Annotated in this window: 29 protein-coding genes, 1 tRNA gene and 1 other RNA gene; 18 read left to right on the top strand and 13 right to left on the bottom strand. The window is 30.7% G+C overall.

Annotation, left to right across the window (positions count from 1 at the left end; genetic code table 11):
* The first annotated feature begins 30 nt into the window (after positions 1 to 30).
* The 6 genes from tssD to ACQYZ7_RS09055 all read left to right on the top strand — a co-directional run bounded on the left by tssD (position 31) and on the right by ACQYZ7_RS09055 (position 4,966).
* On the top strand, positions 31 to 822 hold the full coding sequence (gene tssD, locus ACQYZ7_RS09080) for a type VI secretion system tube protein TssD (protein ID WP_430729433.1): 792 nt from the start codon (positions 31 to 33) through the stop codon (positions 820 to 822).
* A gap of 8 nt (positions 823 to 830) precedes the next feature.
* Positions 831 to 1,397, top strand: coding sequence for a hypothetical protein (locus ACQYZ7_RS09075; RefSeq protein WP_430729432.1), 567 nt, complete (start codon positions 831 to 833; stop codon positions 1,395 to 1,397).
* Between the two features lie 51 nt (positions 1,398 to 1,448).
* Entirely contained in the window at positions 1,449 to 2,582 is a 1,134-nt protein-coding gene (locus tag ACQYZ7_RS09070; RefSeq protein ID WP_430729431.1) for a hypothetical protein, read from the top strand.
* A 3-nt stretch (positions 2,583 to 2,585) separates the two neighbouring features.
* Positions 2,586 to 3,467, top strand: coding sequence for a hypothetical protein (locus ACQYZ7_RS09065; RefSeq protein ID WP_430729430.1), 882 nt, complete (start codon positions 2,586 to 2,588; stop codon positions 3,465 to 3,467).
* Between the two features lie 57 nt (positions 3,468 to 3,524).
* Entirely contained in the window at positions 3,525 to 4,109 is a 585-nt protein-coding gene (locus tag ACQYZ7_RS09060; RefSeq protein WP_430729429.1) for a hypothetical protein, read from the top strand.
* 497 nt (positions 4,110 to 4,606) lie between these two features.
* The gene (locus ACQYZ7_RS09055) at positions 4,607 to 4,966 is read left to right on the top strand and encodes a helix-turn-helix domain-containing protein (protein ID WP_430729428.1); all 360 of its coding nucleotides are present in this window, start codon (positions 4,607 to 4,609) and stop codon (positions 4,964 to 4,966) included.
* An 8-nt stretch (positions 4,967 to 4,974) separates the two neighbouring features.
* Here the strand turns inward: ACQYZ7_RS09055 and ACQYZ7_RS09050 are convergent, their stop codons facing one another.
* From ACQYZ7_RS09050 to ACQYZ7_RS09030, 5 genes are all read right to left on the bottom strand, one after another.
* Positions 4,975 to 5,274 carry a hypothetical protein gene (locus ACQYZ7_RS09050; RefSeq protein WP_430729427.1) on the bottom strand — a complete coding sequence of 100 codons (300 nt, stop codon included), beginning with the start codon at positions 5,272 to 5,274 and terminating at the stop codon, positions 4,975 to 4,977.
* 10 nt (positions 5,275 to 5,284) lie between these two features.
* Positions 5,285 to 5,812, bottom strand: a complete 528-nt coding sequence (locus ACQYZ7_RS09045; RefSeq protein ID WP_430729426.1) for a hypothetical protein — start codon at positions 5,810 to 5,812, stop codon at positions 5,285 to 5,287.
* A 565-nt stretch (positions 5,813 to 6,377) separates the two neighbouring features.
* Positions 6,378 to 6,451: transfer RNA gene (locus ACQYZ7_RS09040), tRNA-Arg, on the bottom strand.
* A gap of 75 nt (positions 6,452 to 6,526) precedes the next feature.
* Positions 6,527 to 6,760 (bottom strand): putative signal transducing protein, encoded by a 234-nt coding sequence (locus ACQYZ7_RS09035; RefSeq protein ID WP_430729425.1) that lies wholly within the window; start codon positions 6,758 to 6,760, stop codon positions 6,527 to 6,529.
* Positions 6,761 to 6,771: 11 nt separating this feature from the next.
* Positions 6,772 to 6,924 (bottom strand): SsrA-binding protein, encoded by a 153-nt coding sequence (locus ACQYZ7_RS09030; protein ID WP_430729424.1) that lies wholly within the window; start codon positions 6,922 to 6,924, stop codon positions 6,772 to 6,774.
* Between the two features lie 590 nt (positions 6,925 to 7,514).
* On the opposite strand from ACQYZ7_RS09030, the gene ACQYZ7_RS09025 reads away from it, so the two are divergent.
* The 3 genes from ACQYZ7_RS09025 to ACQYZ7_RS09015 all read left to right on the top strand — a co-directional run bounded on the left by ACQYZ7_RS09025 (position 7,515) and on the right by ACQYZ7_RS09015 (position 12,089).
* Positions 7,515 to 9,899 (top strand): TonB-dependent receptor, encoded by a 2,385-nt coding sequence (locus ACQYZ7_RS09025; RefSeq protein WP_430729423.1) that lies wholly within the window; start codon positions 7,515 to 7,517, stop codon positions 9,897 to 9,899.
* Between the two features lie 85 nt (positions 9,900 to 9,984).
* Positions 9,985 to 11,061, top strand: coding sequence for a PepSY-associated TM helix domain-containing protein (locus ACQYZ7_RS09020; protein WP_430729422.1), 1,077 nt, complete (start codon positions 9,985 to 9,987; stop codon positions 11,059 to 11,061).
* A gap of 86 nt (positions 11,062 to 11,147) precedes the next feature.
* Positions 11,148 to 12,089 carry a calcium/sodium antiporter gene (locus ACQYZ7_RS09015; RefSeq protein WP_430729421.1) on the top strand — a complete coding sequence of 314 codons (942 nt, stop codon included), beginning with the start codon at positions 11,148 to 11,150 and terminating at the stop codon, positions 12,087 to 12,089.
* 76 nt (positions 12,090 to 12,165) lie between these two features.
* Here the strand turns inward: ACQYZ7_RS09015 and ACQYZ7_RS09010 are convergent, their stop codons facing one another.
* On the bottom strand, positions 12,166 to 13,176 hold the full coding sequence (locus ACQYZ7_RS09010) for a glutamine synthetase beta-grasp domain-containing protein (RefSeq protein ID WP_430729420.1): 1,011 nt from the start codon (positions 13,174 to 13,176) through the stop codon (positions 12,166 to 12,168).
* Between the two features lie 184 nt (positions 13,177 to 13,360).
* Here ACQYZ7_RS09010 and ACQYZ7_RS09005 point away from each other — a divergent pair, with 184 nt between their 5' ends.
* The 4 genes from ACQYZ7_RS09005 to ACQYZ7_RS08990 are packed head-to-tail and all read left to right on the top strand — an operon-like array spanning position 13,361 to position 17,754.
* On the top strand, positions 13,361 to 15,544 hold the full coding sequence (locus ACQYZ7_RS09005; RefSeq protein WP_430729419.1) for a glutamine synthetase III: 2,184 nt from the start codon (positions 13,361 to 13,363) through the stop codon (positions 15,542 to 15,544).
* Positions 15,544 to 16,005, top strand: a complete 462-nt coding sequence (locus ACQYZ7_RS09000; RefSeq protein WP_430729418.1) for a GNAT family N-acetyltransferase — start codon at positions 15,544 to 15,546, stop codon at positions 16,003 to 16,005. The genes ACQYZ7_RS09005 and ACQYZ7_RS09000 overlap by 1 nt, the downstream gene beginning before the upstream one ends.
* A 19-nt stretch (positions 16,006 to 16,024) precedes the next feature.
* Positions 16,025 to 16,519, top strand: coding sequence for an N-acetyltransferase family protein (locus tag ACQYZ7_RS08995; RefSeq protein WP_430729417.1), 495 nt, complete (start codon positions 16,025 to 16,027; stop codon positions 16,517 to 16,519).
* Between the two features lie 56 nt (positions 16,520 to 16,575).
* A complete protein-coding gene (locus ACQYZ7_RS08990; protein ID WP_430729416.1) occupies positions 16,576 to 17,754 on the top strand; it encodes an AIR synthase related protein in 1,179 nt (392 codons plus the stop codon).
* A 51-nt stretch (positions 17,755 to 17,805) separates the two neighbouring features.
* Here the strand turns inward: ACQYZ7_RS08990 and ACQYZ7_RS08985 are convergent, their stop codons facing one another.
* Complete coding sequence (locus tag ACQYZ7_RS08985; protein ID WP_430729415.1) at positions 17,806 to 18,237, bottom strand: hypothetical protein; 432 nt, start codon at positions 18,235 to 18,237, stop codon at positions 17,806 to 17,808.
* A gap of 78 nt (positions 18,238 to 18,315) precedes the next feature.
* Here ACQYZ7_RS08985 and prfA point away from each other — a divergent pair, with 78 nt between their 5' ends.
* Positions 18,316 to 19,392, top strand: coding sequence for a peptide chain release factor 1 (gene prfA / locus ACQYZ7_RS08980; RefSeq protein ID WP_430729414.1), 1,077 nt, complete (start codon positions 18,316 to 18,318; stop codon positions 19,390 to 19,392).
* Between the two features lie 382 nt (positions 19,393 to 19,774).
* Positions 19,775 to 19,963, top strand: a complete 189-nt coding sequence (gene rpsU / locus ACQYZ7_RS08975; RefSeq protein WP_115900369.1) for a 30S ribosomal protein S21 — start codon at positions 19,775 to 19,777, stop codon at positions 19,961 to 19,963.
* 251 nt (positions 19,964 to 20,214) lie between these two features.
* Here rpsU and ssrA read toward each other — a convergent pair.
* Positions 20,215 to 20,609: a transfer-messenger RNA gene (ssrA, locus tag ACQYZ7_RS08970) on the bottom strand.
* A gap of 229 nt (positions 20,610 to 20,838) precedes the next feature.
* On the opposite strand from ssrA, the gene ACQYZ7_RS08965 reads away from it, so the two are divergent.
* On the top strand, positions 20,839 to 22,047 hold the full coding sequence (locus ACQYZ7_RS08965) for an NAD(P)-dependent oxidoreductase (protein WP_430729413.1): 1,209 nt from the start codon (positions 20,839 to 20,841) through the stop codon (positions 22,045 to 22,047).
* A 40-nt stretch (positions 22,048 to 22,087) separates the two neighbouring features.
* Positions 22,088 to 22,309 carry a DUF3820 family protein gene (locus ACQYZ7_RS08960; protein ID WP_115900387.1) on the top strand — a complete coding sequence of 74 codons (222 nt, stop codon included), beginning with the start codon at positions 22,088 to 22,090 and terminating at the stop codon, positions 22,307 to 22,309.
* Here ACQYZ7_RS08960 and ACQYZ7_RS08955 read toward each other — a convergent pair.
* The 4 genes from ACQYZ7_RS08955 to ACQYZ7_RS08940 all read right to left on the bottom strand — a co-directional run bounded on the left by ACQYZ7_RS08955 (position 22,271) and on the right by ACQYZ7_RS08940 (position 25,107).
* Complete coding sequence (locus ACQYZ7_RS08955; protein ID WP_430729412.1) at positions 22,271 to 22,663, bottom strand: DUF2809 domain-containing protein; 393 nt, start codon at positions 22,661 to 22,663, stop codon at positions 22,271 to 22,273. The genes ACQYZ7_RS08960 and ACQYZ7_RS08955 overlap by 39 nt on opposite strands.
* Before the next feature lie 63 nt (positions 22,664 to 22,726).
* On the bottom strand, positions 22,727 to 24,112 hold the full coding sequence (creD, locus tag ACQYZ7_RS08950) for a cell envelope integrity protein CreD (protein WP_430729411.1): 1,386 nt from the start codon (positions 24,110 to 24,112) through the stop codon (positions 22,727 to 22,729).
* 57 nt (positions 24,113 to 24,169) lie between these two features.
* Positions 24,170 to 24,466 carry a winged helix-turn-helix domain-containing protein gene (locus ACQYZ7_RS08945; RefSeq protein ID WP_320242319.1) on the bottom strand — a complete coding sequence of 99 codons (297 nt, stop codon included), beginning with the start codon at positions 24,464 to 24,466 and terminating at the stop codon, positions 24,170 to 24,172.
* Between the two features lie 32 nt (positions 24,467 to 24,498).
* The gene (locus ACQYZ7_RS08940; protein ID WP_430729410.1) at positions 24,499 to 25,107 is read right to left on the bottom strand and encodes a hypothetical protein; all 609 of its coding nucleotides are present in this window, start codon (positions 25,105 to 25,107) and stop codon (positions 24,499 to 24,501) included.
* 78 nt (positions 25,108 to 25,185) lie between these two features.
* Between ACQYZ7_RS08940 and ACQYZ7_RS08935 the strand changes: the two genes are divergently transcribed.
* Entirely contained in the window at positions 25,186 to 25,554 is a 369-nt protein-coding gene (locus tag ACQYZ7_RS08935; RefSeq protein WP_430729409.1) for a DUF1801 domain-containing protein, read from the top strand.
* Here ACQYZ7_RS08935 and ACQYZ7_RS08930 read toward each other — a convergent pair whose 3' ends face one another.
* The gene (locus ACQYZ7_RS08930) at positions 25,555 to 26,508 is read right to left on the bottom strand and encodes a transglutaminase domain-containing protein (RefSeq protein WP_430729408.1); all 954 of its coding nucleotides are present in this window, start codon (positions 26,506 to 26,508) and stop codon (positions 25,555 to 25,557) included.
* Between the last annotated feature and the right edge of the window lie 3 nt (positions 26,509 to 26,511).

The following is a 26,511-nucleotide window of genomic DNA, read 5'->3' as shown; positions in this document are numbered from 1 at the left end:
CAAAAAATTGTACCATCTTAAAAAACATCTATGAACATAAAAGCCAAACTCTTTGTGTGTGGAGAGCAACGAGAATTAATCTCTACTAGTTTAAATTACATTCGTCTTACCGATTGGAATGGTAAACCTACATCAGCCCTAATGGGAGGTGCTTTTACCGTTACTTTTGAGCCAGAAATGTACGATGATACCTTTATTGAATGGATTATAGCCGATAGAAAAGACAATAAAAAAATACGTCACCCTTTTAATCTTTATTTATTAAGAGATGGGAAAGTAGTTTTTTATGAAGATGATTTTGATGGAGTAGAGATATTCCAGTACAACTTTCAAGATGGAGTACTTATAAACTACCATGAGGTTTTTGATAACCAAAAAGGTATGCAGGTTACCTTAACCATATCGCCTGCAATGCAAGATTATCGTTTTTTTAATAATAGTACTGACTGGAGAAGAAAAAGTAGAACTCGTTATATAAAACCATGGCAAGAGAGTTTTATACCGCCTATAGAAGAAACACCTTATAAAGCGAAAGAGAATAATGAATCGATAAAGAAACCTCAAATAGTTGATTTCTATTATACGGATGAAAACAACAAGAAAGGAACAAAACTAACTTATGGAGAAAAAGCCTATTTAGTTTTAGAAAGTAAAAATATGGTTGGAGAAACCGTAGATTTAAAATTAAATGATAAGGTTATAGATTTCACCTATAATAACGAGAAAATTAAAAATAATACGATAGAAGGGTATAAAATAAAATCAGATACAGATAAAATCCCTGTATTTGTAATATCTGAAGATAACGAAGAATTAGATTAAAAAAGACTATGAAAGTATCAGAAAATAAAAAAGAAACAAATATCATTCACATTAATGACAATAAAACTGTTTTAAATCAAATCAAACATGAATTTATTAATATAGGGGAAACATTAGCACAGGTAAAATATAATACTTCGGTAAAGGTTTCGGAAAAAGGAACTCTTATAGTTAGTCAATTTAAGCAAGAAATATCCTCAAGAGGAAACGAAGTATTCTATTTTAGCAATGATACAGCAATTCTTGAAGGAGGTATAAAAGAAGCAAAAAGTGCTTTTGAAAAAGTTGATTTTGACAAATTAAATCTCTCATTAATTCAGTCTAGTTTTAATGTTGTAAAACCTTTAAAATGGGAAAATAACAACAACTATGAGAGTAATGAATTTACAAATAAACCTATTTCTTGGAGTGAGTGGGGCAGTGCTGTGGAAAAAGCATTAGATGAACTAAGTTTAAACAGAAGAGAAGATGTGTTTTCTGAATGTATAGACAATGTTATTTTACTTGCTAGAGGAAAATATAAAAAGACAAATGAAAATAAAATGAAACGATTCTTCAACAATTTATTTAAATAAAGTGTTTAGAATATAAAATAAACAAGTTCAAAACATTATAGATAGAATAAAATGAGTGAAAATAAATTTCAAGTTATTTATAAAGGTAAAGTAGAAAAAGAAACTACTATCCCTGTTCAAGATATTGACAGAGAAATAAAAGACCAAAAAAAAGGAACAAACATTGTTAAAGTTAATGAAGAAGGAACTTCATTAATGCAAGTAAAACATGAGTTTGTTAATGTTGGTGAAAGTATTGCACAGATTAAATACAATACAGCTGCAACAGTAACTGAAAGAGGTACAATCGTAGTTAATCAGTTTAAACAAGAAGTAACTTCGAGAGGTGAAGAGGTTTGGTATTATAAAAACTCTAATGGAACTTTTGAGGGGACTTTAGCTGAAGCTAAAATAGCTTTTCCAGACGTAGACTTTGGAGAATTAAACCCACCTGATAAACAATATATAGATAACCCCGAATTTAGGAATAATTCAATTATACCAAGTTCTCAGCCCCTACAATGGGAAACCATTAATGAATATGATGGAGAAAAAGAAGGAGGACCGACGACTTGGGATAAATGGATGGATGCAACGCAAACTGCTTTAGATATTGTTGGTATGATTCCAGCTGTTGGAGAAGTAGCAGATTGTATTAATGGAGTTATATCACTTGCTAGAGGAAACTATGCTGATGCTGCCTTAAGTTTTGCAGCTATGATTCCTTTTTTTGGAACAGCTGCAACTGCAACAAAAATTGTAAAAAAAGCAAAAACTCTAAAAAAGATAACAAAAGCAGATGAAGCAAAAGGAGTGTACGATTTAATTGTAAAAAATGGAGACGATATACAAGGGTATGTAGGACAATCAGGTAATGTGTTTCAGCGTTTCATTCAGCACTTTAATCCTAAACGAGGTAAATTACTGCATAACGTTGTAGAGAGCGGCTCTGTAATTCATAAAATGAAAGGCTCTACAAAGCTTGAACGAGAGATGTACGAACAATTTATAATTTTAGAAAAATATGGTGGAGATATAACTAAAAAAGGAAGTAGTGAACTACATAAACTTTTAAACAAAGTAAATCCAGTTGGTGGTAGATTTAAATTAAACACTGATGCTGGAAAAGAATTATTTAATGAAAAAGCATTAGAAATTGCAAAAAAATATAATTTACCAACAAAATTTGACCCAATAACTTTTTAAACTATGTATTTATCAGGCTTTAAACACTCTCCATATTTAATGGTTAAACCAGATTCGGATTTAGAAAATATAAATCCTGATTTTTTGAAAAACAAATATACTGTCAGACTTTCTGGTAAATTTGAGAATAAGTTTTTAAAAGAGTTTATAGAAAAATTTAAAACAGTTAAAAATTTAGATATTGGAAATAAATATGGAGGAAATAAAGACAACTCATTTATTTATAAGTTATCATGTTTAGAAGGATTAGTTATTTCCTTATACAAAGACACTGATTTTATTTTAGATTGTAAGAAATTACCAAAATCACTTTATTCATTGCATCTTCAAGTCTATTCAAAGAAAAAAATCATAAATATTGAAGCATTAAACAAAACTAATTTACAACACTTAACTATTTCAGATTACGATGAAAAAGACTTAACTAAATTAAGTTCATTGACAAGTTTAAAAACCTTAAGTTTTAAAACAGCAAAAATAAAGTCTTTAAAAGGAATTGAAACTTTAACCAATTTAAAGTGTGTGTCTTTTGGTGGGGTTAGAAGTTTAACTGACATTTCAGATATAACAACTTTACAAAAGTTAAAATATTTAGAATTTGATATTTGTTGGAAACTACAAAGTTTTAATCCAATTGGTGAATTGAAAGGATTAGAGGTTTTAAAATTTTTAGATTGTAAAAATTTAGCATCTATTAAGTTTGTTAAAGATATGCCTAACTTAAGACAATTATATACTTTAGGAACAACTATTATCAACGATTTTGATACAACTCCTGCTGAAAATGTGCCTGTGTTTTTTGGAAGTCAATATAAAAAGTACAACAAACAATACCCTGAAAAAGAAATACAGAAAGGGCAAAAATCTTGGAGTAGTTATTTGTAGTTAGTGTTTAGTCTTAACTATTCATTATGTTGATACTCCAAAAAAAAACTGCAATAGATGAAAAAGAATATAGATAAACAAATAGAGAAACTTATCAATCCATCCGTAGTTTTAAGAATAGATGGTTTAAGTAAATCAAACCCTGAGTATAATTTATATTTTTTTAGTACTCTACTACTTTGTATATGGGAAAGTCTCTATAATAAAGATTTGAACCCTTCTTATCATATAAAAGATTCTGTTGGAAATATATATTTTAATGAAGAATTACGAATTAAGATAAATAATGGGGTTAATACAATTATAAATACGGCAAAAGGGTTAAGGTTAGAAAAAAAGCCAAAGCCTTTTTTTATGAGTATATATGACTATTTATATATAGAAGACTCAAATAGTAATAAACTATATTGTTATAGCAAAGAGCTTATGGGGACTAGTTTGTTTAATAGTACTATGTTTTCAGTTGAATTAAAAAAGCCTATAGACGAGTTAACGCAAGAGGATTATTATAGTTTTCTAGGGAAAAACTTTAAAGAGAATAATGGTCTATTAATAAATGGAAAGGAAGAAAAGGTGTTTTTAACATTGCATAGCTATAATCAAAAGAAAAAAGTGTGGAAAATCCGTCTACTTACATTTTGATAAATATTTTGTGATTATTTAAAAACTAAGAGCATAAATGTAGTGTCACTTAACTAAAAAAAACAACCCAAGTATTTAATACTTGGGTTGATACCGCTTAAGGGGAAAAAAGCGATTTTTTGGTTTAAAGAAGCCCCTTCACAAACTTCAAAAAACCTAGTCGCCCCCGACTAGAAAATTTTCTTTTTAATACAAAAGAAAAGTCCCGCTTTCAAATTTTTAAATTCTTTGACTTAACAACATAGGTAGTATTAGTTTTAAATAGAGTTATTTAGTCTCAGAGAGTTATTTTTCTGTTTTTTATCTTTTACGGTTTAAATATTTATTTTCTATTATTGCCTACTAATTTTTATAGGGAATCCTTATAAATTACCTATATTTGAAATATATCACTGTGTAAATATAATCACAATTTTGTGATTTACAAAAATTTTAATCACAATTTTATGATTTTTTTTTAAAAGCCAGAAAAGTTGTTTTTAACTTGCTACTAATTAATGAACGGTTCAGATTTAAAAGTATTAAGAAAGAAGTTAGGTTTATCTCAAGAGGAACTAGGAGAGCTAGTAGGTTTGAGTAAGAATACAATTTATAATTATGAAAATAGTGGAGTAGTACCCAAATCTAAAATCCCAATTTTCAAAAAAATATTTAAAGAGAATAATGTTGACTCTAATTCTGAGCTTAGAAGTATTTCAGAAAAAGAGGCGTTAGATGTTATTGAAAAAATTCTCTTACATGAAAAAGAACTGATGAAGTATGAGAATTTTTATTTATGGGTTAAATCCCTAAGAACTGATGAACGAAATAAGACTTTAAAAGAAGTTCTTAAAAATAGATTGGATAATCTAGATTAACTTTCTTGTTATAGTAATTTATAACCAAATTGTTTAAGCTTTTTAAAATCATCATTATTTAAGCTCAAGAAGTCTATAATTTGATTGTTATTATCTTCTAGTTCAATTATATTATTATTAATATCGTTTTTGATTAACTTAATCTTTTTTAAATTGTCTATTTCATGTAGGTAAACATCTATTTCAGAAATAGAAATATCTTGTGTGTTAATTAGCTCTTGTAATAGGTTTAAAGCTGCGATTTTATCAATTGTGTTGTTCTCTATTAGTGTTCTAATTTCTTTTGCTCTTTCAGTTTTAGTATCCATTTCAATTTGTTTATTCTACATTTGTTAAAATATCTTTCTTTAATAATTCAATTGTTTCTGTTACGTCTTTTTGAAAATTTTCATTTTCTATTTTTCTTTTGTTCTTAAGAGAGTTGATTTTAAAGACTACATAAGATAAGAGTAAAAAACTTAAACAAAAGCCAGTAGCATATATGTGGAGGTATCCATTATCAAGTAATGCGTTTGATTCAAACACCCAATATAATTGGATTGCATATATGTAGATAGGAATTAAATATGATGTTTTATAAGGTTTAAATACAGAAGCGGTTATAAGTATTAAGGGGGATAAGGTTTGTGATATTACCCATATAAAAGTCTCAGTATCATCATAACCAAAGTTGTTTTCAAGATGAAAACCTTTAGTTACTTTATCAATAAATAAAATAAAACCAGACAAAGCAACTAAAAGACTTCCAAATATCCTAAGAATAAATTTTGTTTCAGGATTATGACCCTTGACTGCCTGGTCTTTTGATTTTAGTTTTGTCAACTGCAAAAACTTCCAATTTTTCATTGTTTAATTCTTCTAGTTCATTAGACTCATCAGTACAACTAGTTAATAAAAATGTAGAAAATACTACAGCTAAAATCAAAGTTACTTTTTTCATAATTACTCTATTTAAAATTAATACTAGAGTAAATATAATAATCAATAATTTGTAGCCTAAACTAGCTAATACTAATAGTTAAATTAAATTAGATACTAGAATCATACTAGAAATAAATCAAGAAAAAGGAATTCTTAGAGTAAATTGATAAGTGTGCCATATTTTAACTGATTTATTTCGGGGGATAATTCTAAGTATCATTATAATACTTATTAACGCTAATATATGTAAAATCTTAATTTATAGTACTTTTTTATATAAAAAAGTATTTTGAATGGCTAGAAGCAGTTCGTTCCTTACTTCTTTTGTATTTAGTTTCTAAAAAAGTAAGTAAGAGATTGTTGTAGTTGAAGAAAAAGCAACAATTTTATTTTAAAGACTTATATTTTAGAGAAAAGCAATAAACTTAACACTATACTTACCCTTAAAAAAGAAACCCACTGATTATCAGTGGGTTTTTGTTTGCTTTTGTGACCTCGGCAGGATTCAAACCTGCAACCTCTTGAGCCGTAATCAAGTGCACTATTCAGTTATGCTACGAGGCCTTTTTGCGGGTGCAAATATAAGAATGTTTTTTAAATTCTAAAGCAAAAAAATAATTTTTTTTCAAGCTTTTTCAATTATTTGTCAGCTTCTATTTCTTGTTTAAAATCGTCGATAGTGCTTTGAGCTTTTTCAAGGTCTGATTCATAGATGTATACGTCAATAGAATTGCCTAAAGTTCCAAAGCCAGCCACTCTTCCAGCTTCTTTATTATCTTTAACTAAATACGGAATTTCAATTTCATCAAGTAATTGACTTAACCTGTTCGCAAAGATTTGAGATCCTGAGAAAACTTTAATATGCATGTTCATAATGGTAAATTTTAATCCAACGAATTTATTGTAACATAAGCACGCCATCCAATAATAGCCAATTGAAATTTTGATGCTTTAGATATATCCAATTCCTTTTTTGTAAAGGAAGGTAGTAGAACTTTGTTTAGTTTGGCTAAAAACTTAAAAAAACTTTTTTTCATTAGTAGTTGATTCTACTATCAAAAATAACGAAAAATAATTTGTTATGATGAGAAAATCCAAACTTTACTTGACTTAAAATGAAAAGTATAGGTTTTAATTAGTTTAATCTTTTAAAAGATAAATTCCAGTAATAAGTTAGCAATTTTAATAGTTATAAGAATTAGTTTTAAAGCAAGTACAATCATGTTAGGTTTAAGTGTTTTTAGTTAGTAAATAATAATGAATTCCGGAATTGTTTTTTCAATATATGATAAAGGAAATATTACAACCAAATTTTTGAATACGATTTAATTGGATTGAATTTTGATTTAAATAAAAAAACATGCTTTTAGTTTTAAATATTAATATAATAATCTACGTTTACGTTTTAAAATGAAAGCATAAAATGTATTTTATGGTTGTTTTAGTAAGGTTTTAAAGGGCTTTTTTTTGCAGGATTGTAAAAGCAAAGGAAAATATGTCTTTAAACAAATGTTTTTAAGGCGTTTCATTTCTTCTAAAAGAAAAAAATAAGTTTTTCTTAATAAATGTTTGCTGCTATTTTGATAGGAGATATATTTGCAATTTAAAGTAAATCTAAATAAATATAATGAAATTTTATACAATAGTAGCAGCTTTATTTTTAACCCTCGGAGTATCAGCTCAGTCTAGTTTTAAAGGGAAAATAAAGGATGAAAAAGGAGAACCAATTTATGGGGTAAATGTTCTTGTTTCTGAACTTCAAAAAGGCACAACTTCTGATGAAAACGGAGGTTTTATCCTAACTGATATAAAAGAAGGAACCTTAAAGGTCACTTTTAGCATGGTAGGATTCCAGACAGAAACAAAAGAAATAAAATTTACTCAAAATAGTACTGTAGAGATTTTACAAATATTAAAAGAAGATACAGAAAATTTAAGTGAAGTAGTTATTTCAGCTAGTAGACGTTCAGAATATCTTTCAGAGATACCAGCATCAATAACTGTTGTTAACCAAAAACAATTAGCAGAGTTATCTAATGCTACCACCAATATTAGTGAAATATTAGAGTTTACGGTACCTGGTTTAGCAGTAACTACAGGAACGTTTTCTAACTGGGGGCAAACATTACGTGGGCGCTCTCTTTTGGTAATGATTGATGGTGTTCCGCAATCTACACCTTTACGTAATGGTCAATTAGGAATTAAATCTGTAAGTCCAAATGATATCAGTCGAGTAGAAGTTATAAAAGGAGCAACTTCTATTTTTGGAAATGGAGGAAATGGAGGTTTCATTAATTATATTACTAAAAAACCAAATGCAAGTAAAAATATTGAAGGTACTACCAATATTTGGGGAACTTCTAATTTGGCAAAAACTAAAGATGCTTTTGGGTTTGGAGCGTATCAGTCACTACGTGGAAATATAGATAAGCTTAACTATTACGTGAGTGGTAGTTATGAAAAAACAGGGAACAAGTATGATGCTGATGGTAAAGTTATACTACCTACTTATGGATTAGACAATACAAGAATTTATACTGCTTTAGCTAAATTAGAATATCAAATATCTGATAGACAAAAAATAAGTATTGGAGGGAATTTATACAACTCTTTACAAGATACACCATTTATACCAGTTCCAGGATCTTTTGAAGTATATAACGAAAATGGAGATTATACGTTGATTCCTGGTTATGGGGTTGAAGGATCTATTGAAGGACAAGAGCCTACAGGTGCTAAACTTTATAATGGAAACTTAAAATATGATTTAAATACTATTTTTGACGGTACAACAGACTTTACTGCTGATGTATATTATCAAAAAACCAAAAACGTATTCTTTTATTCAGATAAATTTGAAAACGGAGGTCAGTCAGTTATTAATGCAGAAAAATATGGGGTAAGACCTAACTTTAATACAACTCTAACTCCTAATGAATCAACAGAAATTTCATTAACGTATGGTTTAGATTTATTAAAAGATAAAACCAATCAAGGGTTGTTAGATGGTAGATTATGGGTACCTAATATTGATATGTTTAGTTGGGCACAATACATACAATCTACAGTGAAATTTAATGATGAATGGGTTTTAAAAGCAGGGTTAAGATATGACGATATGAATCTTACAATAGATGATTATAATACGTTACCATATTCACCTTTAGGTGATGGTAATTTTAATCCTTCAGTAGCAGTAGAAGGTGGTAAACTAGGATTTGATAATTTAGCGTTTAATGCAGGTGTAAGATATATAAAACACCAAGAGTTTATTCCTTATGTAAGTTACTCTCAAGGTTTTTCAATTGCTGATTTAGGTTCTGTTTTACGCTCAGCAAAAGCAGATAATGTTGAAGATATTCAATTAGAACCAGCAGTAACAAAAAACTATGAATTTGGGTTTTTATCTAAGTTCAATAACTTTAGATTAGAAGCTGTGGGATATTACAGTGTTTCTAACTTAGGAACAGGAGTTACTTTTGATGAAAATATTAATTCTTTTGTGCCTTCTAAAAAACCACAGAATATTTATGGAGGAGAAATAGCAATAGATTATACTGCTTTTGAAAATAAATTAAAATTAGGAACCTCATATTCTTATGTTGAAGGTGTAACTCATGATGTAGGAGATGAAAATAGCCTAACTTATTTAGGGGGTGATGTAATTGCTGCACCAAAATTAACAGCCTATGTAACTTGGATTCCAACAGAAAAAATTAGTACCTCTTTACGAATGACTAATTTAGGAGATAGAAATCGTTTTAATCCATATTTAGATGCAAACGATAATTATACTTTTAGGCATACGCAGTTTCCAGTAGAAGGCTATACCTTACTTAACTGGTCTATGAATTATAAATTACAAGAAAACATATCAGTTTCATTAGCAGTAAATAATTTGTTAAACGAATACTATTTACCTGCAAGATCACAATGGGCAGCACCTTTGAGAACTTTTACAGGAACAGGTGAAGGAACAAATGCTAAATTAAGTGTGCTTTATAATTTTTAAAGTATAAAAGAGCAACTTACATTTGCAAAAATTAAAACCCAGAACTTATTTATAATTTCTGGGTTTCATAAATTTAATACATCAATTGCAACAAGTACATAAAATAGTTTGGAAAATACATCTATGGTTAGGGCTCAGTTGTGGAATCATAGCTTCTTTTTCAGGGCTTACAGGAGCGCTGTATGTTTGGCAGCCAGAAATAACTACATTATTTAATCCTGAGCTATTAGAGGTTGAAGGTTTTTCAAGTATACCTCAAGAAGAACTTTTAAATTCAGCTTATTCTTTAATAGAGCAAAGCAAAGAAAAAATACATAGAGTTTATTTACCATATCGAGAACAGCAAACTACTGCAATAGAATATATTAATGGAAAAACGTTTTACTACCACCCGAAAACGAAAGTTTTTTTAGGAGAAAAATCTAAATCCATATATTTCTTTGATTCACTTCTGAGTTTACATCGCACTTTAGGGATTCCTAAAATTGGTAAATATATTATAGGAACAAGCTCCTTGTTGTTTTGCTTCTTTTTATTAACCACAGGTTTTTATATTTGGTGGAAAGCTTATAAAAATAACTTATCAAAAGGGTTTACAATGAAATGGAAGCCCAAGAAGAAAAGATTTAACTTCAACCTACATAAAGTGTTTGGGATTTACTTTTTAATTCCGCTTTTTGTAATGGCATTTACAGGGGCTTATTTCACTTATTATAAAACATACAAATCATTTTTATCAGTATTTGATGATTCTAACAAAACAGAAGTTTATAAAGAGAATAAAGAGTTTGAAGATGTTTTTTCATTAAAAAAAGCAATGCTGGAGCCTGATAATTCATATGCTTTAAGAGCTGTTTACTTTCCAAAAGACAGTACAGGTGTTTATAGACTTAGATACATAAAAGATCGATTTATTAAAGCAGGATTTAGAAAAACAAAAGAAATGGAAATGAATCAACAAGGTCAGTTAAGAACCTTGTCACAATTTGAAACAGACACAAATAGTAATCGAATTTCAGCACAGTTTTATCCAATACATATTGGAGAAATAGTGGGAGTGTTTGGTAGAGTTTTGGTGTTTATTTCAGGACTTGTTCCTTTACTTTTGTTAATAACAGGTTTTAGAATCTATAGTTCAAAACGTAAGAGGTTAAAGAAGTAAACTTGTTAAAAAATATAGAGTCTAGTACTTGAATTTGTTTTAATTTTTGCTTCGTAAAAACCTTATCTTCGCCCAAAAAATATTTTATGAGCATTCTGTACATTATTATTGGTTTAGCATTGTTAGTTTTAGGTGGAAATTGGCTTTTAAAAGCAGCGGTAGGTTTATCACTTAAGCTACATATACCAAAAATAGTAATAGGTATGACAGTAGTGTCGTTTGCTACATCAGCACCAGAATTAATAGTAAGTGTAAAATCAGCTTTAGATGGAGCAACAGGCTTGGCAGTAGGGAATGTTATTGGTTCTAATATTGCAAACTTAGCTTTGGTATTGGGTATAACAGTAATACTATCATCAATTGATGTAGAAAAAAGTTTCTATAAAACTGATTGGCCGGTAATGATGATTGCTTCCGTAATACTGTACTTTTTTATAGCGAACGATAAAATAATTCAATTTTATGAAGGTGCTATTTTATTTGGAATGCTAATAGTATTTTTAATTTATTTACTACGTTTTCAAAAACAAGCTGTTGTTGATGAAATGCCAGAAGACGATGAAGAATTACCGTTATATAAAATAGCACTGTTTTTAGCAATTGGAGGAGTTGGTTTATGGGGTGGTTCAGAATTATTAATTAATGGTTCGGTAACTTTAGCAGAGAATTTAGGAGTTAGTGACGCTATAATTGGTGTGACAGTAGTATCGGTAGGAACAAGTGTTCCTGAGTTAGCAGCATCAATTATTGCAGTATTAAAGAAAGAAAAAGCAATTTCGCTAGGGAACTTAATAGGTTCTAACGTATTTAATATTTTAGCTGTTTTGGGTATTACTGCAATGATTACTCCTGTAGAAGTAAAGCCAGATGCGTATAGTTTAATAGATAACGATATTTATTGGATGTTAGGTGTTTCATTTGCTATACTACCTTTAGTTTTCTTTCCAAAAGGAATGCGTTTAGGATGGAGAGATGGAATTATTTTATTAGCAACGTATGCAACTTTTATATATCTGACAATTTCGTAAAAACGAATTATTAGTTTTAAACTAAAAAAAAGCCGCTATTAGCGGCTTTTTTTAGTTGTGTTGTTGTGTTTGTTAATTATATGTTGGCACCTTTTACAGTTTCTATAATTCTACCAGCTACTTTATAAGGATCAGCGTTTGAAGCAGGTCTTCTGTCTTCTAACCAACCTTTCCATCCTTTTTCTACGGTAATAATAGGAATACGGATTGAAGCACCTCTATCAGAAATTCCATAACTAAAGTCAGATACATGAGCAGTTTCATGTAAACCAGTTAAACGTTCATCGTTGTTAGCTCCGTATACATCCATGTGCTCATCAGTAACAGGTCTAAATGCTTCACAAATTTTCTCATAAGTCTCTTGAGAACCACAAGTTCTTAAAACAGTGTTAGAGAAGTTTGCGTGCATACCAGAACCATTCCAATCTCCTTTTACTGGTTTTGGGTGGTATTCAATATAGTAACCATACTTTTCAGTTAAACGGTCTAATAAATAACGAGCAACCCAAATTTCATCACCAGCTTTTTTAGCACCTTTAGCAAATAATTGGAATTCCCATTGTCCAGGAGCTACCTCTTGGTTAATTCCTTCAAAGTTTAAACCAGCCTCAATACATAAGTCAGCATGCTCTTCAACGAAATCTCTTCCCCAAGTGTATCTTCCACCTACAGAACAATAATATTTTCCTTGAGGTCCAGGGAATCCACCACGTGGGAATCCTAAAGGTAAATCAGTTTTGGCATCCATTAAGAAATACTCTTGCTCAAAACCAAACCAAAAATCATTATCGTTATCATCAATTTTAGCACGTGCATTTGATGCATGCGGAGTGCCGTCAGCATTTAAAACTTCAGACATTACTAAGAATCCATTTTTTCTAGTAGGGTCAGGGTAAATAGCAACAGGCTTTAGTAAACAATCAGAAGCACCTCCAGAAGCTTGTTCTGTAGAACTTCCGTCAAAAGACCAAATAGAGCAGTCTTCTAATTTACCACTAAAGTCATCTTCTACTTTAGTTTTACTACGCATGTTTTGAGTTGGTTCATGACCATCTAACCAAATGTATTCTAATTTTGATTTACTCATGATTTTTATTTTTGTGTTGTTTTCGAGTTAATTATGGGGCAAAATTGAGTATTTTTTGTTAAAGGGCAAAATTTTTCAGGGTGTTTTTACTTAAAATTAGCTTTAAATTAATTTAACCCCTATTTTTTAGGGGGTCTTTGTTTTAAAAGTGTATTTTTGGGTGTTTAATTTAATACTTTATTATATGTCAACTTTAAGATTCAATGCTTTACAAGAGGTTTTAAATAGAAATACTGTTGTAGTAGAAGAGAACGAACGTCGTTCAGAATTGTTTGGTAAAAATGTATTTAATGAACAAGCAATGCGTCAATATATGACCAAAGAAGCATACCAAAGTGTAATGGATGCTATTGAATTTGGAACTAAGATTGACAGAAAAACTGCCGATCAGATAGCGGTAAGTATGAAAGACTGGGCATTGTCTAAAGGAGCAACACATTACACACACTGGTTTCAACCTTTAACAGGATCTACAGCAGAAAAACACGATGCTTTTTTTGAAACAGTTGAAGGAGGAGGAGCAATGGAAAAGTTTGATGGAGGTCAATTAGTACAGCAAGAACCAGACGCTTCAAGTTTCCCTAACGGAGGAATTCGAAATACTTTTGAAGCACGTGGTTATACTGCTTGGGATCCAACATCACCAGCGTTTATTTATGGTACTACCTTATGTATTCCAACAGTTTTTGTAGCATATACAGGTGAAGCGTTAGATAATAAAGCTCCATTACTAAGAGCTTTACAAGCTGTTGATACTGCAGCTACAGCGGTTTGTAAATATTTTGATAAAAATGTAAGTAAAGTAAACGCAACCCTAGGTTGGGAGCAAGAATATTTTTTGATTGATACTGCATTAGCAGCTGCTCGTCCTGATATTATGATGACAGGAAGAGCATTGTTAGGGCATGCTCCAGCAAAAGGACAACAATTAGATGATCATTACTTTGGATCAATACCTACAAGAGTATTGAACTTTATGCGTGATTTGGAGCACGAATGTATGCTGTTGGGAGTGCCAGTTAAAACACGTCACAATGAAGTAGCACCGAATCAGTTTGAATTAGCACCAATCTTTGAAGAAGCTAACTTAGCGGTAGATCATAATTCATTATTAATGGATGTGATGGAAAAAGTATCGCAACGTCATAAATTTAAGGTGTTATTCCATGAAAAGCCATTCGCAGGAATTAATGGTTCAGGAAAACATAACAACTGGAGTTTATCTACCAATACAGGAGTTAATTTATTAAGTCCAGGAAAAACTCCAATGAAGAATTTACAATTCTTAACCTTTTTTGTAAATACCATTAAAGCGGTTCATGATTATGAAGAATTAATAAGGGCGTCTATAGCAAGTGCAAGTAACGATCATCGTTTAGGGGCAAATGAAGCGCCACCAGCAATCATATCAGTTTTCATAGGTTCACAATTATCATCGGTATTAGATGAGTTAGAAAATGTAACAAAGGGAAAGTTATCACCTGAAGAAAAAACAGATCTAAAATTAAATATTGTAGGTAAAATTCCTGAAATCTTATTAGATAATACAGATAGAAATAGAACTTCACCTTTTGCCTTTACAGGAAACAAGTTTGAGTTACGTGCTGTAGGTTCATGGTCTAACTGTGCAGGCCCTATGACAGTATTGAATACCATTATAGCTAGACAATTAAATGAATTTAAAGAAGAAGTAGATAAATTAATTGATAGCAAAAAGCTAAAAAAAGACGAGGCGATATTTAATGTGTTAAGAGAATATATTAAGGCATCAAAAAGTATTCGATTTGAGGGTGATGGGTATGGAGAAGCTTGGGAGAAAGAAGCAAAGAAAAGAGGCTTGTCAAATAACAAAACAACCCCAGAAGCTTTAAAAGCAAAGATTTCAAAAAAAGCAATTTCTCTTTTCGAAGAAATGGGCGTAATGAATAAGGTAGAGGTAGAAGCGCGCCATGAAATTGAGTTGGAAGAATACTCAAAGAAAATACAAATTGAAAGTAGGGTGTTGGGTGATATTGCCAGAAATCATATTATACCAATCGCTATTCAATACCAAAATACCTTAATAGAAAACGTAAGAGGACTGAAAGAAATTTTTGGAAATAATTTTGAGAAGTATGCTAACGAACAAATTGATTTAATTCAAAAAATATCAAATCATATTGCTGAAATAAATTCAAAAGTTGAAGATATGATTGAAGAACGTAAAAAAGCCAATAAGCTGGAAGGGCAGAAAAATGCAGATGCATATTGTAATAAAGTAAAACCTTATTTTGATGAAATTCGTTATCACTGTGATAAGTTAGAGTTAATGGTTGATGATAACCTTTGGCCTTTAACTAAGTATAGAGAGTTATTGTTTACTAGGTAATGAGTGATAAAATAAGTTTAGAAAGATTAAATTCTACTCACGAGAGTTTTATTCGTCTAGTAAAAGAACTAGACGAATACCTCTCAGGAATTAACGGCGATCAAGATACTTTTTTTAAGGAATTTAACACCATAGATAAACTACAGTATGTAGTGGTATGTTACATAAATAAGGTGGCGGCAGGTTGTGGTGCTTTTAAGCGAATTGATGACACAACTGTTGAGGTTAAACGCATGTACGTTAAACCAATATACAGAGGAAAAAATATAGCAACCTTGATTCTAAAAGAACTGGAAGAGTGGGCAAGAGAAGAGAAGTTTAGCTCTGTTGCTTTAGAAACTAGTAAAACCATGCAGCCAGCGGTACATTTGTATAAGAAAAATGAATATGACGTTATACCGAACTATGGCCCTTATAAAGCTGTAGAATCAAGTATATGCTTTAAAAAAACATTGAACTAAATAGTTTAAGGTAAATAATATGATAGAGGTAGTTAGACTTACTAAAAATCATTGGAAAGAAGTAGTTGAAGTTTATAAAGAAGGTATCGCTACAAAAAATGCTACGTTTAGAATAAAAGTTCCTAGTTGGGAGGAATGGAATACCTCACACCATCAACATACTCGGTTTATAGCTATTGAGGATAATAAGATATTAGGTTGGTGTGCTATAGCCCCAGTATCAACAAGATTTGAATATAGAGGAGTAGCAGAAGTAAGTGTTTATGTGAAGTTAGGAGTATTAGGAAAAGGTGTAGGAAGTTTATTGATGGATGCTGTTGTGAAATCTTCAGAAAATAATGGTATTTGGACGTTATATTCAAGTTTATTTCCCGAAAACGAAGCAAGTGTTAAACTACATGTTAAATATGGCTTTAGAAAGATAGGTTATCGAGAAAAAATAGCAGAATTAGATGGGGTGTGGAGAGATACCGTACTGTATGAAAGACGAAGTAAAAAACAATATTTACTTTGATAGTTTCCTGTTTTTAAAGTAATTTCGCACTAACAAAACAACACACAACACATTAGATGAGTCAAGAAGTTTCTAAAAGATACGCACAGCGTGGTGTTTCTGCATCAAAAGAAGATGTACACAACGCTATCAAGAACATAGATAAAGGGTTATTTCCTAAAGCTTTCTGTAAAATTGTTCCAGATTATTTAACAAATGATGATGATTATTGCTTAATCATGCATGCTGATGGTGCAGGAACAAAATCGTCTTTAGCTTACATGTACTGGAAAGAGACAGGAGATATTTCTGTATGGAAAGGTATTGCTCAAGATGCTTTGATCATGAATATTGATGATTTATTATGTGTAGGTGCTGCCGATAACATTATGTTGTCGTCTACTATCGGACGTAATAAAAATAATATTCCAGGTGAGGTTTTGTCGGCTATCATCAACGGAATAGAAGAGTTAATTGCTGAATTGAAAGAATTTGGAGTAACAATACATTCTACTGGAGGTGAAACTGCAGATGTAGGTGATTTAGTGCGTACAATTATAGTAGATTCTACTGTAACTGCGCGTATGAAGCGTAGCGATGTTATTGATAATGAAAACATCAAAGCAGGCGATGTGATTGTTGGTTTAGAGTCATTCGGACAAGCAACATATGAAAAAGAGTACAATGGAGGTATGGGAAGTAACGGATTAACCTCTGCACGTCACGATGTATTTCATAAATACTTAGCGGAAAAATATCCTGAAAGTTTTGATGCTTCAGTACCGTCTGATTTAGTGTATTCAGGAAATACAAAATTAACAGATGAGGTAGCAGATTCTCCAATTGATGCTGGTAAGTTAGTGTTGTCGCCAACAAGAACCTATGCACCAATTATCAAAGAAATTTTATCAAAATATACTTCAAAAGATGTGCATGGAATGATTCATTGTTCTGGAGGAGCACAAACAAAAATCTTACATTTTGTAGAAGGTTTACACATTGTAAAAGATAATATGTTCCCGATTCCGCCATTATTTAAATTGATACAAGAACAATCAAAAACCGATTGGAAAGAAATGTATCAAGTTTTTAATTGTGGTCACAGAATGGAATTATATGTGTCTCCAGAAGTAGCAGAAGATATCATAGCTATTTCAAAATCATTTAATGTAAATGCACAAGTTGTTGGTAGAGTAGAGGTGTCTGATAAAAAGCAATTAACTATTAAAAGTGAATATGGAACTTTTGAATATTAATTCAACAAGATAAAAGTATTATAGAATCCTCAGAGAAATCTGAGGATTTTTTTATTTCATTTTATCAAAAACAAAATCAATAGAAAACTCATCGTTAGCTACGGTAGCTTTTAGTTGACCGTTCTCTTTCCAGTAATGGATAGAAGTAGGGAATTCATTCAGTTTATTTTCCGCAGTAAAGGAAGTATCTGTTTTTTGTGTAAAGGCAAATAAAGTAGGATTTTCATTTACACCAGTTACTTGTAAAAACAACGAATCGTTTTTAGTAATGATGTGTAAGATCTCTTTAAATACAGTATCGTTTTTTTGTAAGGAAAAACCAATTCCAGAAAAATCATCTTTCCAAAACTCATAAGTTATTTTATCAGGTTTGTTATTAATGCGTTCCCATTTGCCAAATAACCAAGTTGGCTCTTTAATTTTCTTTTCTTGCTGACAAGAAAAAAGTAGTGTACAAGTAAAAAATAAGATTAAAATTCGCATAACAAAAGACTTAATGAACTAAAGATATGAATAAAATTCGATAAAAAATCGTAAATTCGCACCCCAAGAAAAGATACTATGCTAGATAAATTACAGATAGTTAAACAACGTTATGATGAGGTTTCAGACTTAATCATCCAACCAGATGTTATCTCAGACCAAAAACGTTATGTACAATTAAATAAGGAATATAAAGATTTAGGAAAGGTTGTAAAAAAAGCAAACGAATACGAAACTTTATTAAATACTATAGAAGAAGCTAAAGAAATTATTGCCGACGGATCAGATGCAGAAATGGTTGAAATGGCGAAAATGGAGATGGATGAAGCAAAAAACCGTATTCCTGAATTGGAAGATGAAATTAAGTTTTTGTTAATTCCAAGAGACCCTGAAGATGCTAAAAATGCAGTAGTTGAATTACGTGCAGGAACAGGAGGAGATGAAGCAAGTATTTTTGCAGGTGATTTATTTAGAATGTATACCAAGTATTGCGAGAGCAAAGGTTGGAAAGTATCTACAGTAGATTTTTCTGAAGGAACCAATGGTGGATTTAAAGAAATTCAGTTCGAGGTTTCTGGTGAAGATGTGTATGGAACTTTAAAGTTTGAAGCAGGAGTACACCGTGTACAACGTGTGCCACAAACAGAAACACAAGGACGTGTACATACATCAGCAGCAACCTGTATGGTGTTTCCAGAAGCAGAAGAGTTTGATGTAGAAATCAATCCAAAAGATGTTCGTATCGATTTTTTCTGTTCGTCAGGACCAGGAGGACAGTCGGTAAACACAACATATTCTGCAGTACGTTTAACACACATTCCTACAGGATTGGTAGCGCAATGTCAAGATCAAAAATCACAGCATAAAAACAAAGAAAAGGCATTTAAAGTATTGCGTTCTCGTTTGTATGATATGGAGTTAGCTAAGAAGCAAGAAGCTGATGCAGCTAAACGTGGTTCGATGGTAACTTCAGGAGACCGTTCTGCAAAAATTAGAACATACAATTATCCGCAAGGACGTGTAACCGATCACAGAATTGGATTAACCTTATACGATTTATCAAATATTGTAAACGGAGATATTCAAAAAATTATAGATGAGCTAATGCTCGCAGAAAACACTTCTAAGTTAAAAGAATTAGGAGAAACTATTTAATTAAAAGGCGTTACCTAATGGTAACGCCTTTTTTATTCACTAAACAGGGCGAAAACTTACTGTTGGTGTGTACTATTTTCATTGCTATATACTATTCTGAGGCCTTTACGATAATTTACTATCTAGAATCCTTGTAGAGCCGATAAATAAAACATACCTTTGCAACATATTAATGTTCTGTCCTTTTAGGAGAAAATCTACAAGTCTTTATACTATTTTTCTGTTACCACCAGATTCTATAGTCTTCAGTTGCTTTATCAAGCGTTTTCAATAGAATTTTTAATCTAAAATTAATATCATGTAAATCATAGTTCGTACTATGTGTAGTATTGCGCTGTAATTTATATGACTTAAAGTATGTCAAATAATAAAACCTTATAGTATGTTAAGAATAGTTGTAAAAGAAGGTGAAAATATCGATAGAGCCTTAAAACGTTACAAGCGTAAGTTTAGAAATGTAAAAGTTTTACAAGAGTTAAGAGAAAGAAAGCAATACACTAAGCCTTCTGTAACTAGAAGAGCTCAAGTTCAAAAAGCGGCTTATAAAGAGCAGTTATTTAAAGAAGAATAGTAGTATAGCTATATAAAATACAAAAGCGCAACCAAATTGGTTGCGCTTTTTGTTTGTATAAAGTTAATAATTATCACGTTTTCTTTTTAAAAATTTAGTTAAAACGACTGCAACTGCAAAAGCTATTAATGATATAAATATAGATTTGAACTGAAACATTGAATAGATACTTTTATTTTGTCTATTAAAATTATTGTGAGATAAATGAAAAATCTCAACTAGTTAGTTAAACACTAGTTGAGATTTTTATAAAGTGGAGACGCCGAGAATCGAACTCGGGTCCAAACAAGTAGCTCAAAGGCTTTCTACATACTTAGTTTTTGTTTAATTTTCGATTAAAACCTGACCAAAAACAGCCCAATTTTAACTTATCTTCTTTAGTTTCGAAAACCTATCGAAGCTCTAAGTTTTCTATGTTTACTTTTACGATGCCCAAAAATGAAACGCCGTAAACCAAGGCTTTTCGTGGACATAAAGCTTGCGCACCTAGTGCGCCGAGGCTAATCTTACTATTAATTCAGATTATGCAGCTAAAGCGTAGTTATCTTCGCCGTTTAAATGGTTGAAATAAGTTTAACGAGTTATCATTTCACTCCTCGGTATGCTTACATTTTTACTAATCTTGCTGTCAAAACCAGTCGTCCCCAATATGTCAAAGATGCTATAAGTATCCTTGCAAAAAATATACCAGATAATCTTTGTAATCCTATGCAGTTTTGTTTGGCAGTACTGCAAATGCATACTGCTTAAACAAGAGAATGCAAATATAAAAAAATACTACTTGTACAATCATTTTAAAACGAGTATTTTCGCTGCAATTGTTATAATATATAACATTATATATTAAATTGTTTAATTTTAATACAAAATCAATTATGAAATTCGGAATCATCAAAGAACGTAAGAACCCACCTGATAGAAGAGTTGTATTTTCTCCAGAAAAATTGCAAGAGTTTAAAAAACAGTTTCCTCAGGCAGAAATAGTGGTAGAAAGTTCAGATATCCGAGTTTTTTCAGATGAAGCCTATAAAAATGCTGGATTTGAGGTAGTTAATGATGTTTCTGATTGTGATGTCTTATTAGGAGTAAAAGAAGTTCCAGTAGACGACTTAATACCTAATAAGAAATATTTTTTCTTTAGTCATACCATTAAAAAGCAGCCATATAATCGTAAGTTGTTAAAAGCGATGCTTAAGAGAAATATTGAAATGTATGATCATGAAACCATCATAAAAGAAAACGGAGCACGTTTAATTGGTTTTGGACGTTATGCTGGTTTGGTAGGAGCTTATAACGGCTTTAGAGCTTTAGGGATAAGAGAAGGATTGTTCAATTTACCTAAAGTAGAGACCTTAGCTGATTTAGATGCTGTGAAGGCTGAATTAGATAAAATTAGCTTACCTAACATAAAAATATTGTTAACAGGAACAGGAAAAGTAGCCAAAGGAGCACAAGAAATATTAGATCATCTAAAAATTAAACAAGTAAGTGATGCTTTGTATTTAACAACTGAGTTTACTGAGCCTGTATATTGTATAGCAGATGTAATGGAGTATGCGAAACGTAAAGACGGTAAAGTAGGAGACAAGTTTGAGTTTTATAAAGATCCAATCGGGTATGAAAGTAATTTTATGGCCTATGCAAAACAAACTGACTTTTTTATAGCGGGTCATTTTTATGGAGATGGAGCTCCTTATTTATACACACGTGAAGATGCAAAACATCCTGAGTTTAGAATAAAGTATGTAGCAGATATTTCATGTGATATTGATGGTCCTGTGGCATCAACATTAAGAGCTTCTACAATAGCAGATCCTATTTATGGGTATAATCCAGAAACAGAATCGGAAATTGATTTTAAAGATGAAAAAGCAATTACTGTTATGGCGGTTGATAACTTGCCTTGTGAGTTACCAAAAGATGCAAGTGAAGGTTTTGGAGATATGTTTTTAGAGCATGTAATTCCTGCTTTTTACAACGATGATAAAGACGGAATTTTAGCGCGCGCAAAAATGACAACAAATACTGGTAAATTAACCGAACGTTATGCATATTTGCAGAATTACGTAGACGGAAAAGAATAACGCACATTAATTCCCGCTTCGGCGGGATTTTTTATTTAAAATGATACCAGACAAACAGTTTTTAATTGACACGGCTAATATGAAAATGCCCTTTGGTAAATATAAAGGAACCTATTTAATAGATATTCCTGAATATTATATTGTATGGTATAAAAACAAAGGATTTCCTCAAGGAAAACTAGGGACTATGATGTCACTAGTACATGAATTACAATTAAATGGGTTAGAAGATATTCTTAGAAAAATACGTAGAATATCTTAATTTAAAGCTACTTTCTATAAGCAGAACGATAATAACTCCCAATGTATAAGCTACTAAATCACCAATACTAAAAGTAGCGCCAAAAATTATAACAGCCATACGATTGTTCTCCAAACTAAGAAGCGATAAAAGAGGAGTTAATTGTAAAAACTCTACTATATAAGCAAAAAGTAAGACTGAAAGTCCGATAGTTTTATTTGAGAAAATACAAAAAGACTTCACGAAATAAAAAAGAAGGATAACTACTAAAAAGTCACCAAAAGTGTGTCTTATAAATCCTGAAGTTTGAGCTATTAGAATTTCTAGTATTAAAAGAAAGATAAAAGCTAGAAAGTATTTCGATTGAAATTTCATGTTTGTGTTTTTAAAAGCAAACTACCATACAGTATGATAGTTTGCTCATTAATTTATAGTTAATTAACCGTTTTGCCAGTCTATTTTTCTTGAAGCATACATCACTGAGGCTAGAATTATAAATAGTCCTACACTACCTACTAATAAAGCATAGTTTTCTAGTTGAATAATTACAAAAATAAAGGCATATAATGTGGTAAGAGATGCTCCGATAAATAATGGAAACTTAATGCCTTTTAAAATTGATTTTGAATACAATGCAATTAACAATACGACGGCTATAGAAGCAATTAAATATGCCTTTAAAAAGCTACTATGTTCAGAAATTGATATTAGTAATGTATAGAACATAGTTAAGGCAACACCAATCATTAAATATTGAAATGGGTGAATGGATATTTTACTCATTGTTTGAATTAAAAAGAAGATTAAGAACGTAAGTCCAATCACCAAGAATCCATATTTAGCCGATCGTTCACTTTTTTGATATTCGTCTACAGGAATCATAAAGTTTACACCAAAAGCATATTCTTTTAAGTTTGGAATTCCATTAAAAGATTGTTGAGAAAAAGGTCTATTAATATCCAATATTTTCCATTTGGCGTTAAAACCATTATCAGAAATTTTGTCAGAATTAAAAGGAAGGTATTCCCCAATAAAATTTGCTGTTTTCCAATCAGAGTTTATATGAACGGTTGTTTCTTTTCCAATAGGAATAAAACGAATTTGTTTGCTACCATTTATACTTAACGATAGGTTAAAATTTGTGTCAGTTTTTTTAGGAAGGTCTTCTTCATTTAAGAATTTACTTTCTAATTTGTGAAGATTTAAATAATCATAGTAGGCTTTTTCGTTACTATTGCTTCCTTCATACTTAGAAGTAAAAGCATAGGTATTCTTATGAAACTTAATTTCAACTAAATTGTTCACCCCTTTTAAATTAGAAGTTTTTATAATTAATCGAGCTTTATTCCAAAGTATATCTTCTTCCTTAATATCTTTCTCGCTAAAATCAGGTTTGGTAAAGCTTCCTTCAATGTCAATTTTACTATTATACACAGCAGTTTTATAAATACCACGTTTTTTCTCTTCAGGATTTATGGTTGATTTGATGTTTAGTTCCTTCGGAAAAAAGTAAGCATACTTAATTTTTTCCTCAACCTCAGTTCGTGTTTCCTTTGTTTTTTGATTTCTAACAAATTTTTCTTTATAAGTTTTGTATGGAACTTTTAAAATAGGACCGTATAACAATACCTCTTTTCCCCATTTTTGATTGATTTCTTGAACTACTTCTTGTTGTCTGTTCATTCGCTCAACAATCAAGCTCTTAATAAAGGATAAAGGAATCAATAAGATGAGAATTAAAAACCCAATCATGAGCATTCTAGCAGTGATTGATGTTTTTACCCATTTTCCGAATCTTCCATTTTGTTTGTTTAGTGTTTCCATAGTTTACTGTTTAAAAAGAACTTTGAAATTCAAAGTTTAATTGTAAAAAAATTATTGTTATTTATTTTTAATCAGCCTTTCTAAGGCTTCAATATGTTTTTTAAATTCCTGTTTACCAAGCTCGGTAGCGTAGTATCTGGTATTGGGTTTTCTACCAATAAATTGTTTTTCTATTCTAATAAATTCAACTTTTTCTAAAGCTTTAGTATGGCTTGCCAAATTACCATCTGTAGCACCTAATAATTCTTTTAGGGTAGTAAATTCAGCATATTCATTTACCATAAGAACAGACATAATACCCAGTCTAATTCTATGATCAAAAGCTTTATTTATATTTAGAATAATGTTTTTCAAAAAAGATAAATTTTAAAGTACGAAAATAGTTCTTATTTTCTATCGTGTTTAAAATACATAAGTGTACCATAAATAATATGCATGATTCCAAATCCTATAACCCAAAACCAAAAACCATAACCAGGTAACATCGCAGCAATAAGTCCTAAAACAACTTCAGTATAGCCTAAATACTTAATGTCTCCTACAGTATATTTTGAAGCATTAATCAGCGCTAAGCCATAAAAAAGTAACATTAATGCACCTGTTTGTCCATATTTTTGATGCCCTAGAATGATAATGATATAAATCGCTCCAGAAACCAGAGGGATAAGGAAATTTAATAGCAACCTTCTTGTGGTGGCATCCCAAATTTTTTCTCCGTTCTTTTTAGCTTTTCTTGTGGTTAAAAAGATAGCTGTAGCAATACTTAAAAAGCCAACTAACAATAAATCAAAGATGACCATTTGGAAATTTTTTCCATCTAGCATCAAATAACCATTAGAATTGCTGTTAACTAACCAATATGCATAAGCTGCACCAATTAGCGCATATATTCCTGCTAAAACACCAGACAAACCACTTAATGATATAAATCGAGAGGATTTATTCATTAGGTTTTTAATTTCTGATATGTCTTTTAAATAATCTTCTGAACTCATTTTTAAAGAACTTTGAAAAACAAAGTAAAGCTAATTTTGAGAAACAACCAAATAAAAAATTAATGTATTTTTGAAAGCATGAAACCAGCCGAAGAATACATACTTAAACAGCTAGAACCATTCAAGTCTATTTTACTACACTTACAAGTATTGATAGAAAGTAATTTTGAGGATTTAGAATTAAAATATAAGTGGAAAATACCAGTATATTATATCAACGGGAAGCAATTGTGCTACATGAATGCATCCCATAAAAAAGGTTTTGTTGATGTTGGTTTTTGGGCAAAAGGTATTTTACAAGATTTTGATGTTTTTTTAGTTTCAGAAGGAAGAGCAGTTGTAAAATCACTTCGTTATTCATCAGTAGAAGAAATTAACGAAGAAATACTACTACAAGTCATAGAAGAAGTAGCAAAACACAACCATAAAGGTTTTTGGAGAAAGTAATTACCTTATTAGAAATTCCAATATTACCTCTTTATCTATAATTAAAAATAGCCGTTTGCTATTTTCAAGAGGAGAGGTTGTAATTGTAGCAACATTATTTTTGATAGATATGCTGTGTGGTTTTACTGCATATCGGTATCCACTATATCCAAAGGAAACTGATTGATTAGGACGTAGATTTTTTATTTTTAATTCAATGATAGAATCTTTTTCTAACAGCCCTTTAGAAGGAGTTATTAATTCTAAATCTGATTTTAAAAAGGCAGCATCATAAATTGGTTGGTTATAAAAATCTTTTTTATCCATTCTACCAACTCTTAATTGCCAAAGTTTCTTTTCAGGAAAATGTGTTTTAAAGTATTTTTCTTTTGGAAAATTGAAGTAGTAAGCATTAAATGAAGGTTGCCATCTGTTATTATTCACAACACCAGCTGCCCATGTAGCATCAATATAAATCCATTTATCATTCAGCTTAACAGCGTTCCAAGCATGATTTGAGCTGGTTTTAGGATTAGCTATATCGTTTGAGGAATTTCTGATATATCCTTTTATAACTTCATTCTCAATCTGAAGTATTGAGCAAATTTTAGCAAAAGTTTGTGCATATCCCTCACAAATAGCTTTCTTGGTTATAAGTGTTTCGTTAACAATATTATCTTTTATGGCCTGTAGCTTTTCTAACCTTTCTTGCTCGTTCCTGTATCTAAAAGAAATTCTTTTTTGCTTTGGATTGTAATACCCGTCTAAATCATATCTAATATTATGAGCTAGCCAATAAAAAGCAGCTTGTACTTGCTGTTCTTCAGTTTTAAAGTCGCTTGCTATCTGTTGAGCTAAATTTCCTACTTTATTAAATTTAGGATAACCATTAACTTTTTTTTCAACTAAAGAAAAGTTTTGAGCGCTAGCAATGGTAGTAATAAGAAGAAATAATATAAAAAGAAATTGTTTCATATT

The sequence above is a fragment of the Tenacibaculum sp. SDUM215027 genome (assembly GCF_050566205.1).
Lineage (GTDB): Bacteria > Bacteroidota > Bacteroidia > Flavobacteriales > Flavobacteriaceae > Polaribacter.
This window is presented reverse-complemented; position numbering and strand designations above follow the sequence as displayed.

Coding starts and splice junctions, on each gene's coding strand:
- tssD (WP_430729433.1), top strand. CDS start 31: ATGAACATAAAAGCCAAACTCTTTGTGTGTGGAGAGCAACGAGAATTA.
- ACQYZ7_RS09075 (WP_430729432.1), top strand. CDS start 831: ATGAAAGTATCAGAAAATAAAAAAGAAACAAATATCATTCACATTAAT.
- ACQYZ7_RS09070 (WP_430729431.1), top strand. CDS start 1,449: ATGAGTGAAAATAAATTTCAAGTTATTTATAAAGGTAAAGTAGAAAAA.
- ACQYZ7_RS09065 (WP_430729430.1), top strand. CDS start 2,586: ATGTATTTATCAGGCTTTAAACACTCTCCATATTTAATGGTTAAACCA.
- ACQYZ7_RS09060 (WP_430729429.1), top strand. CDS start 3,525: ATGAAAAAGAATATAGATAAACAAATAGAGAAACTTATCAATCCATCC.
- ACQYZ7_RS09055 (WP_430729428.1), top strand. CDS start 4,607: ATGAACGGTTCAGATTTAAAAGTATTAAGAAAGAAGTTAGGTTTATCT.
- ACQYZ7_RS09050 (WP_430729427.1), bottom strand. CDS start 5,274: ATGGATACTAAAACTGAAAGAGCAAAAGAAATTAGAACACTAATAGAG.
- ACQYZ7_RS09045 (WP_430729426.1), bottom strand. CDS start 5,812: ATGAAAAATTGGAAGTTTTTGCAGTTGACAAAACTAAAATCAAAAGAC.
- ACQYZ7_RS09035 (WP_430729425.1), bottom strand. CDS start 6,760: ATGAACATGCATATTAAAGTTTTCTCAGGATCTCAAATCTTTGCGAAC.
- ACQYZ7_RS09030 (WP_430729424.1), bottom strand. CDS start 6,924: ATGAAAAAAAGTTTTTTTAAGTTTTTAGCCAAACTAAACAAAGTTCTA.
- ACQYZ7_RS09025 (WP_430729423.1), top strand. CDS start 7,515: ATGAAATTTTATACAATAGTAGCAGCTTTATTTTTAACCCTCGGAGTA.
- ACQYZ7_RS09015 (WP_430729421.1), top strand. CDS start 11,148: ATGAGCATTCTGTACATTATTATTGGTTTAGCATTGTTAGTTTTAGGT.
- ACQYZ7_RS09010 (WP_430729420.1), bottom strand. CDS start 13,176: ATGAGTAAATCAAAATTAGAATACATTTGGTTAGATGGTCATGAACCA.
- ACQYZ7_RS09005 (WP_430729419.1), top strand. CDS start 13,361: ATGTCAACTTTAAGATTCAATGCTTTACAAGAGGTTTTAAATAGAAAT.
- ACQYZ7_RS09000 (WP_430729418.1), top strand. CDS start 15,544: ATGAGTGATAAAATAAGTTTAGAAAGATTAAATTCTACTCACGAGAGT.
- ACQYZ7_RS08995 (WP_430729417.1), top strand. CDS start 16,025: ATGATAGAGGTAGTTAGACTTACTAAAAATCATTGGAAAGAAGTAGTT.
- ACQYZ7_RS08990 (WP_430729416.1), top strand. CDS start 16,576: ATGAGTCAAGAAGTTTCTAAAAGATACGCACAGCGTGGTGTTTCTGCA.
- ACQYZ7_RS08985 (WP_430729415.1), bottom strand. CDS start 18,237: ATGCGAATTTTAATCTTATTTTTTACTTGTACACTACTTTTTTCTTGT.
- prfA (WP_430729414.1), top strand. CDS start 18,316: ATGCTAGATAAATTACAGATAGTTAAACAACGTTATGATGAGGTTTCA.
- rpsU (WP_115900369.1), top strand. CDS start 19,775: ATGTTAAGAATAGTTGTAAAAGAAGGTGAAAATATCGATAGAGCCTTA.
- ACQYZ7_RS08965 (WP_430729413.1), top strand. CDS start 20,839: ATGAAATTCGGAATCATCAAAGAACGTAAGAACCCACCTGATAGAAGA.
- ACQYZ7_RS08960 (WP_115900387.1), top strand. CDS start 22,088: ATGATACCAGACAAACAGTTTTTAATTGACACGGCTAATATGAAAATG.
- ACQYZ7_RS08955 (WP_430729412.1), bottom strand. CDS start 22,663: ATGAAATTTCAATCGAAATACTTTCTAGCTTTTATCTTTCTTTTAATA.
- creD (WP_430729411.1), bottom strand. CDS start 24,112: ATGGAAACACTAAACAAACAAAATGGAAGATTCGGAAAATGGGTAAAA.
- ACQYZ7_RS08940 (WP_430729410.1), bottom strand. CDS start 25,107: ATGAGTTCAGAAGATTATTTAAAAGACATATCAGAAATTAAAAACCTA.
- ACQYZ7_RS08935 (WP_430729409.1), top strand. CDS start 25,186: ATGAAACCAGCCGAAGAATACATACTTAAACAGCTAGAACCATTCAAG.
- ACQYZ7_RS08930 (WP_430729408.1), bottom strand. CDS start 26,508: ATGAAACAATTTCTTTTTATATTATTTCTTCTTATTACTACCATTGCT.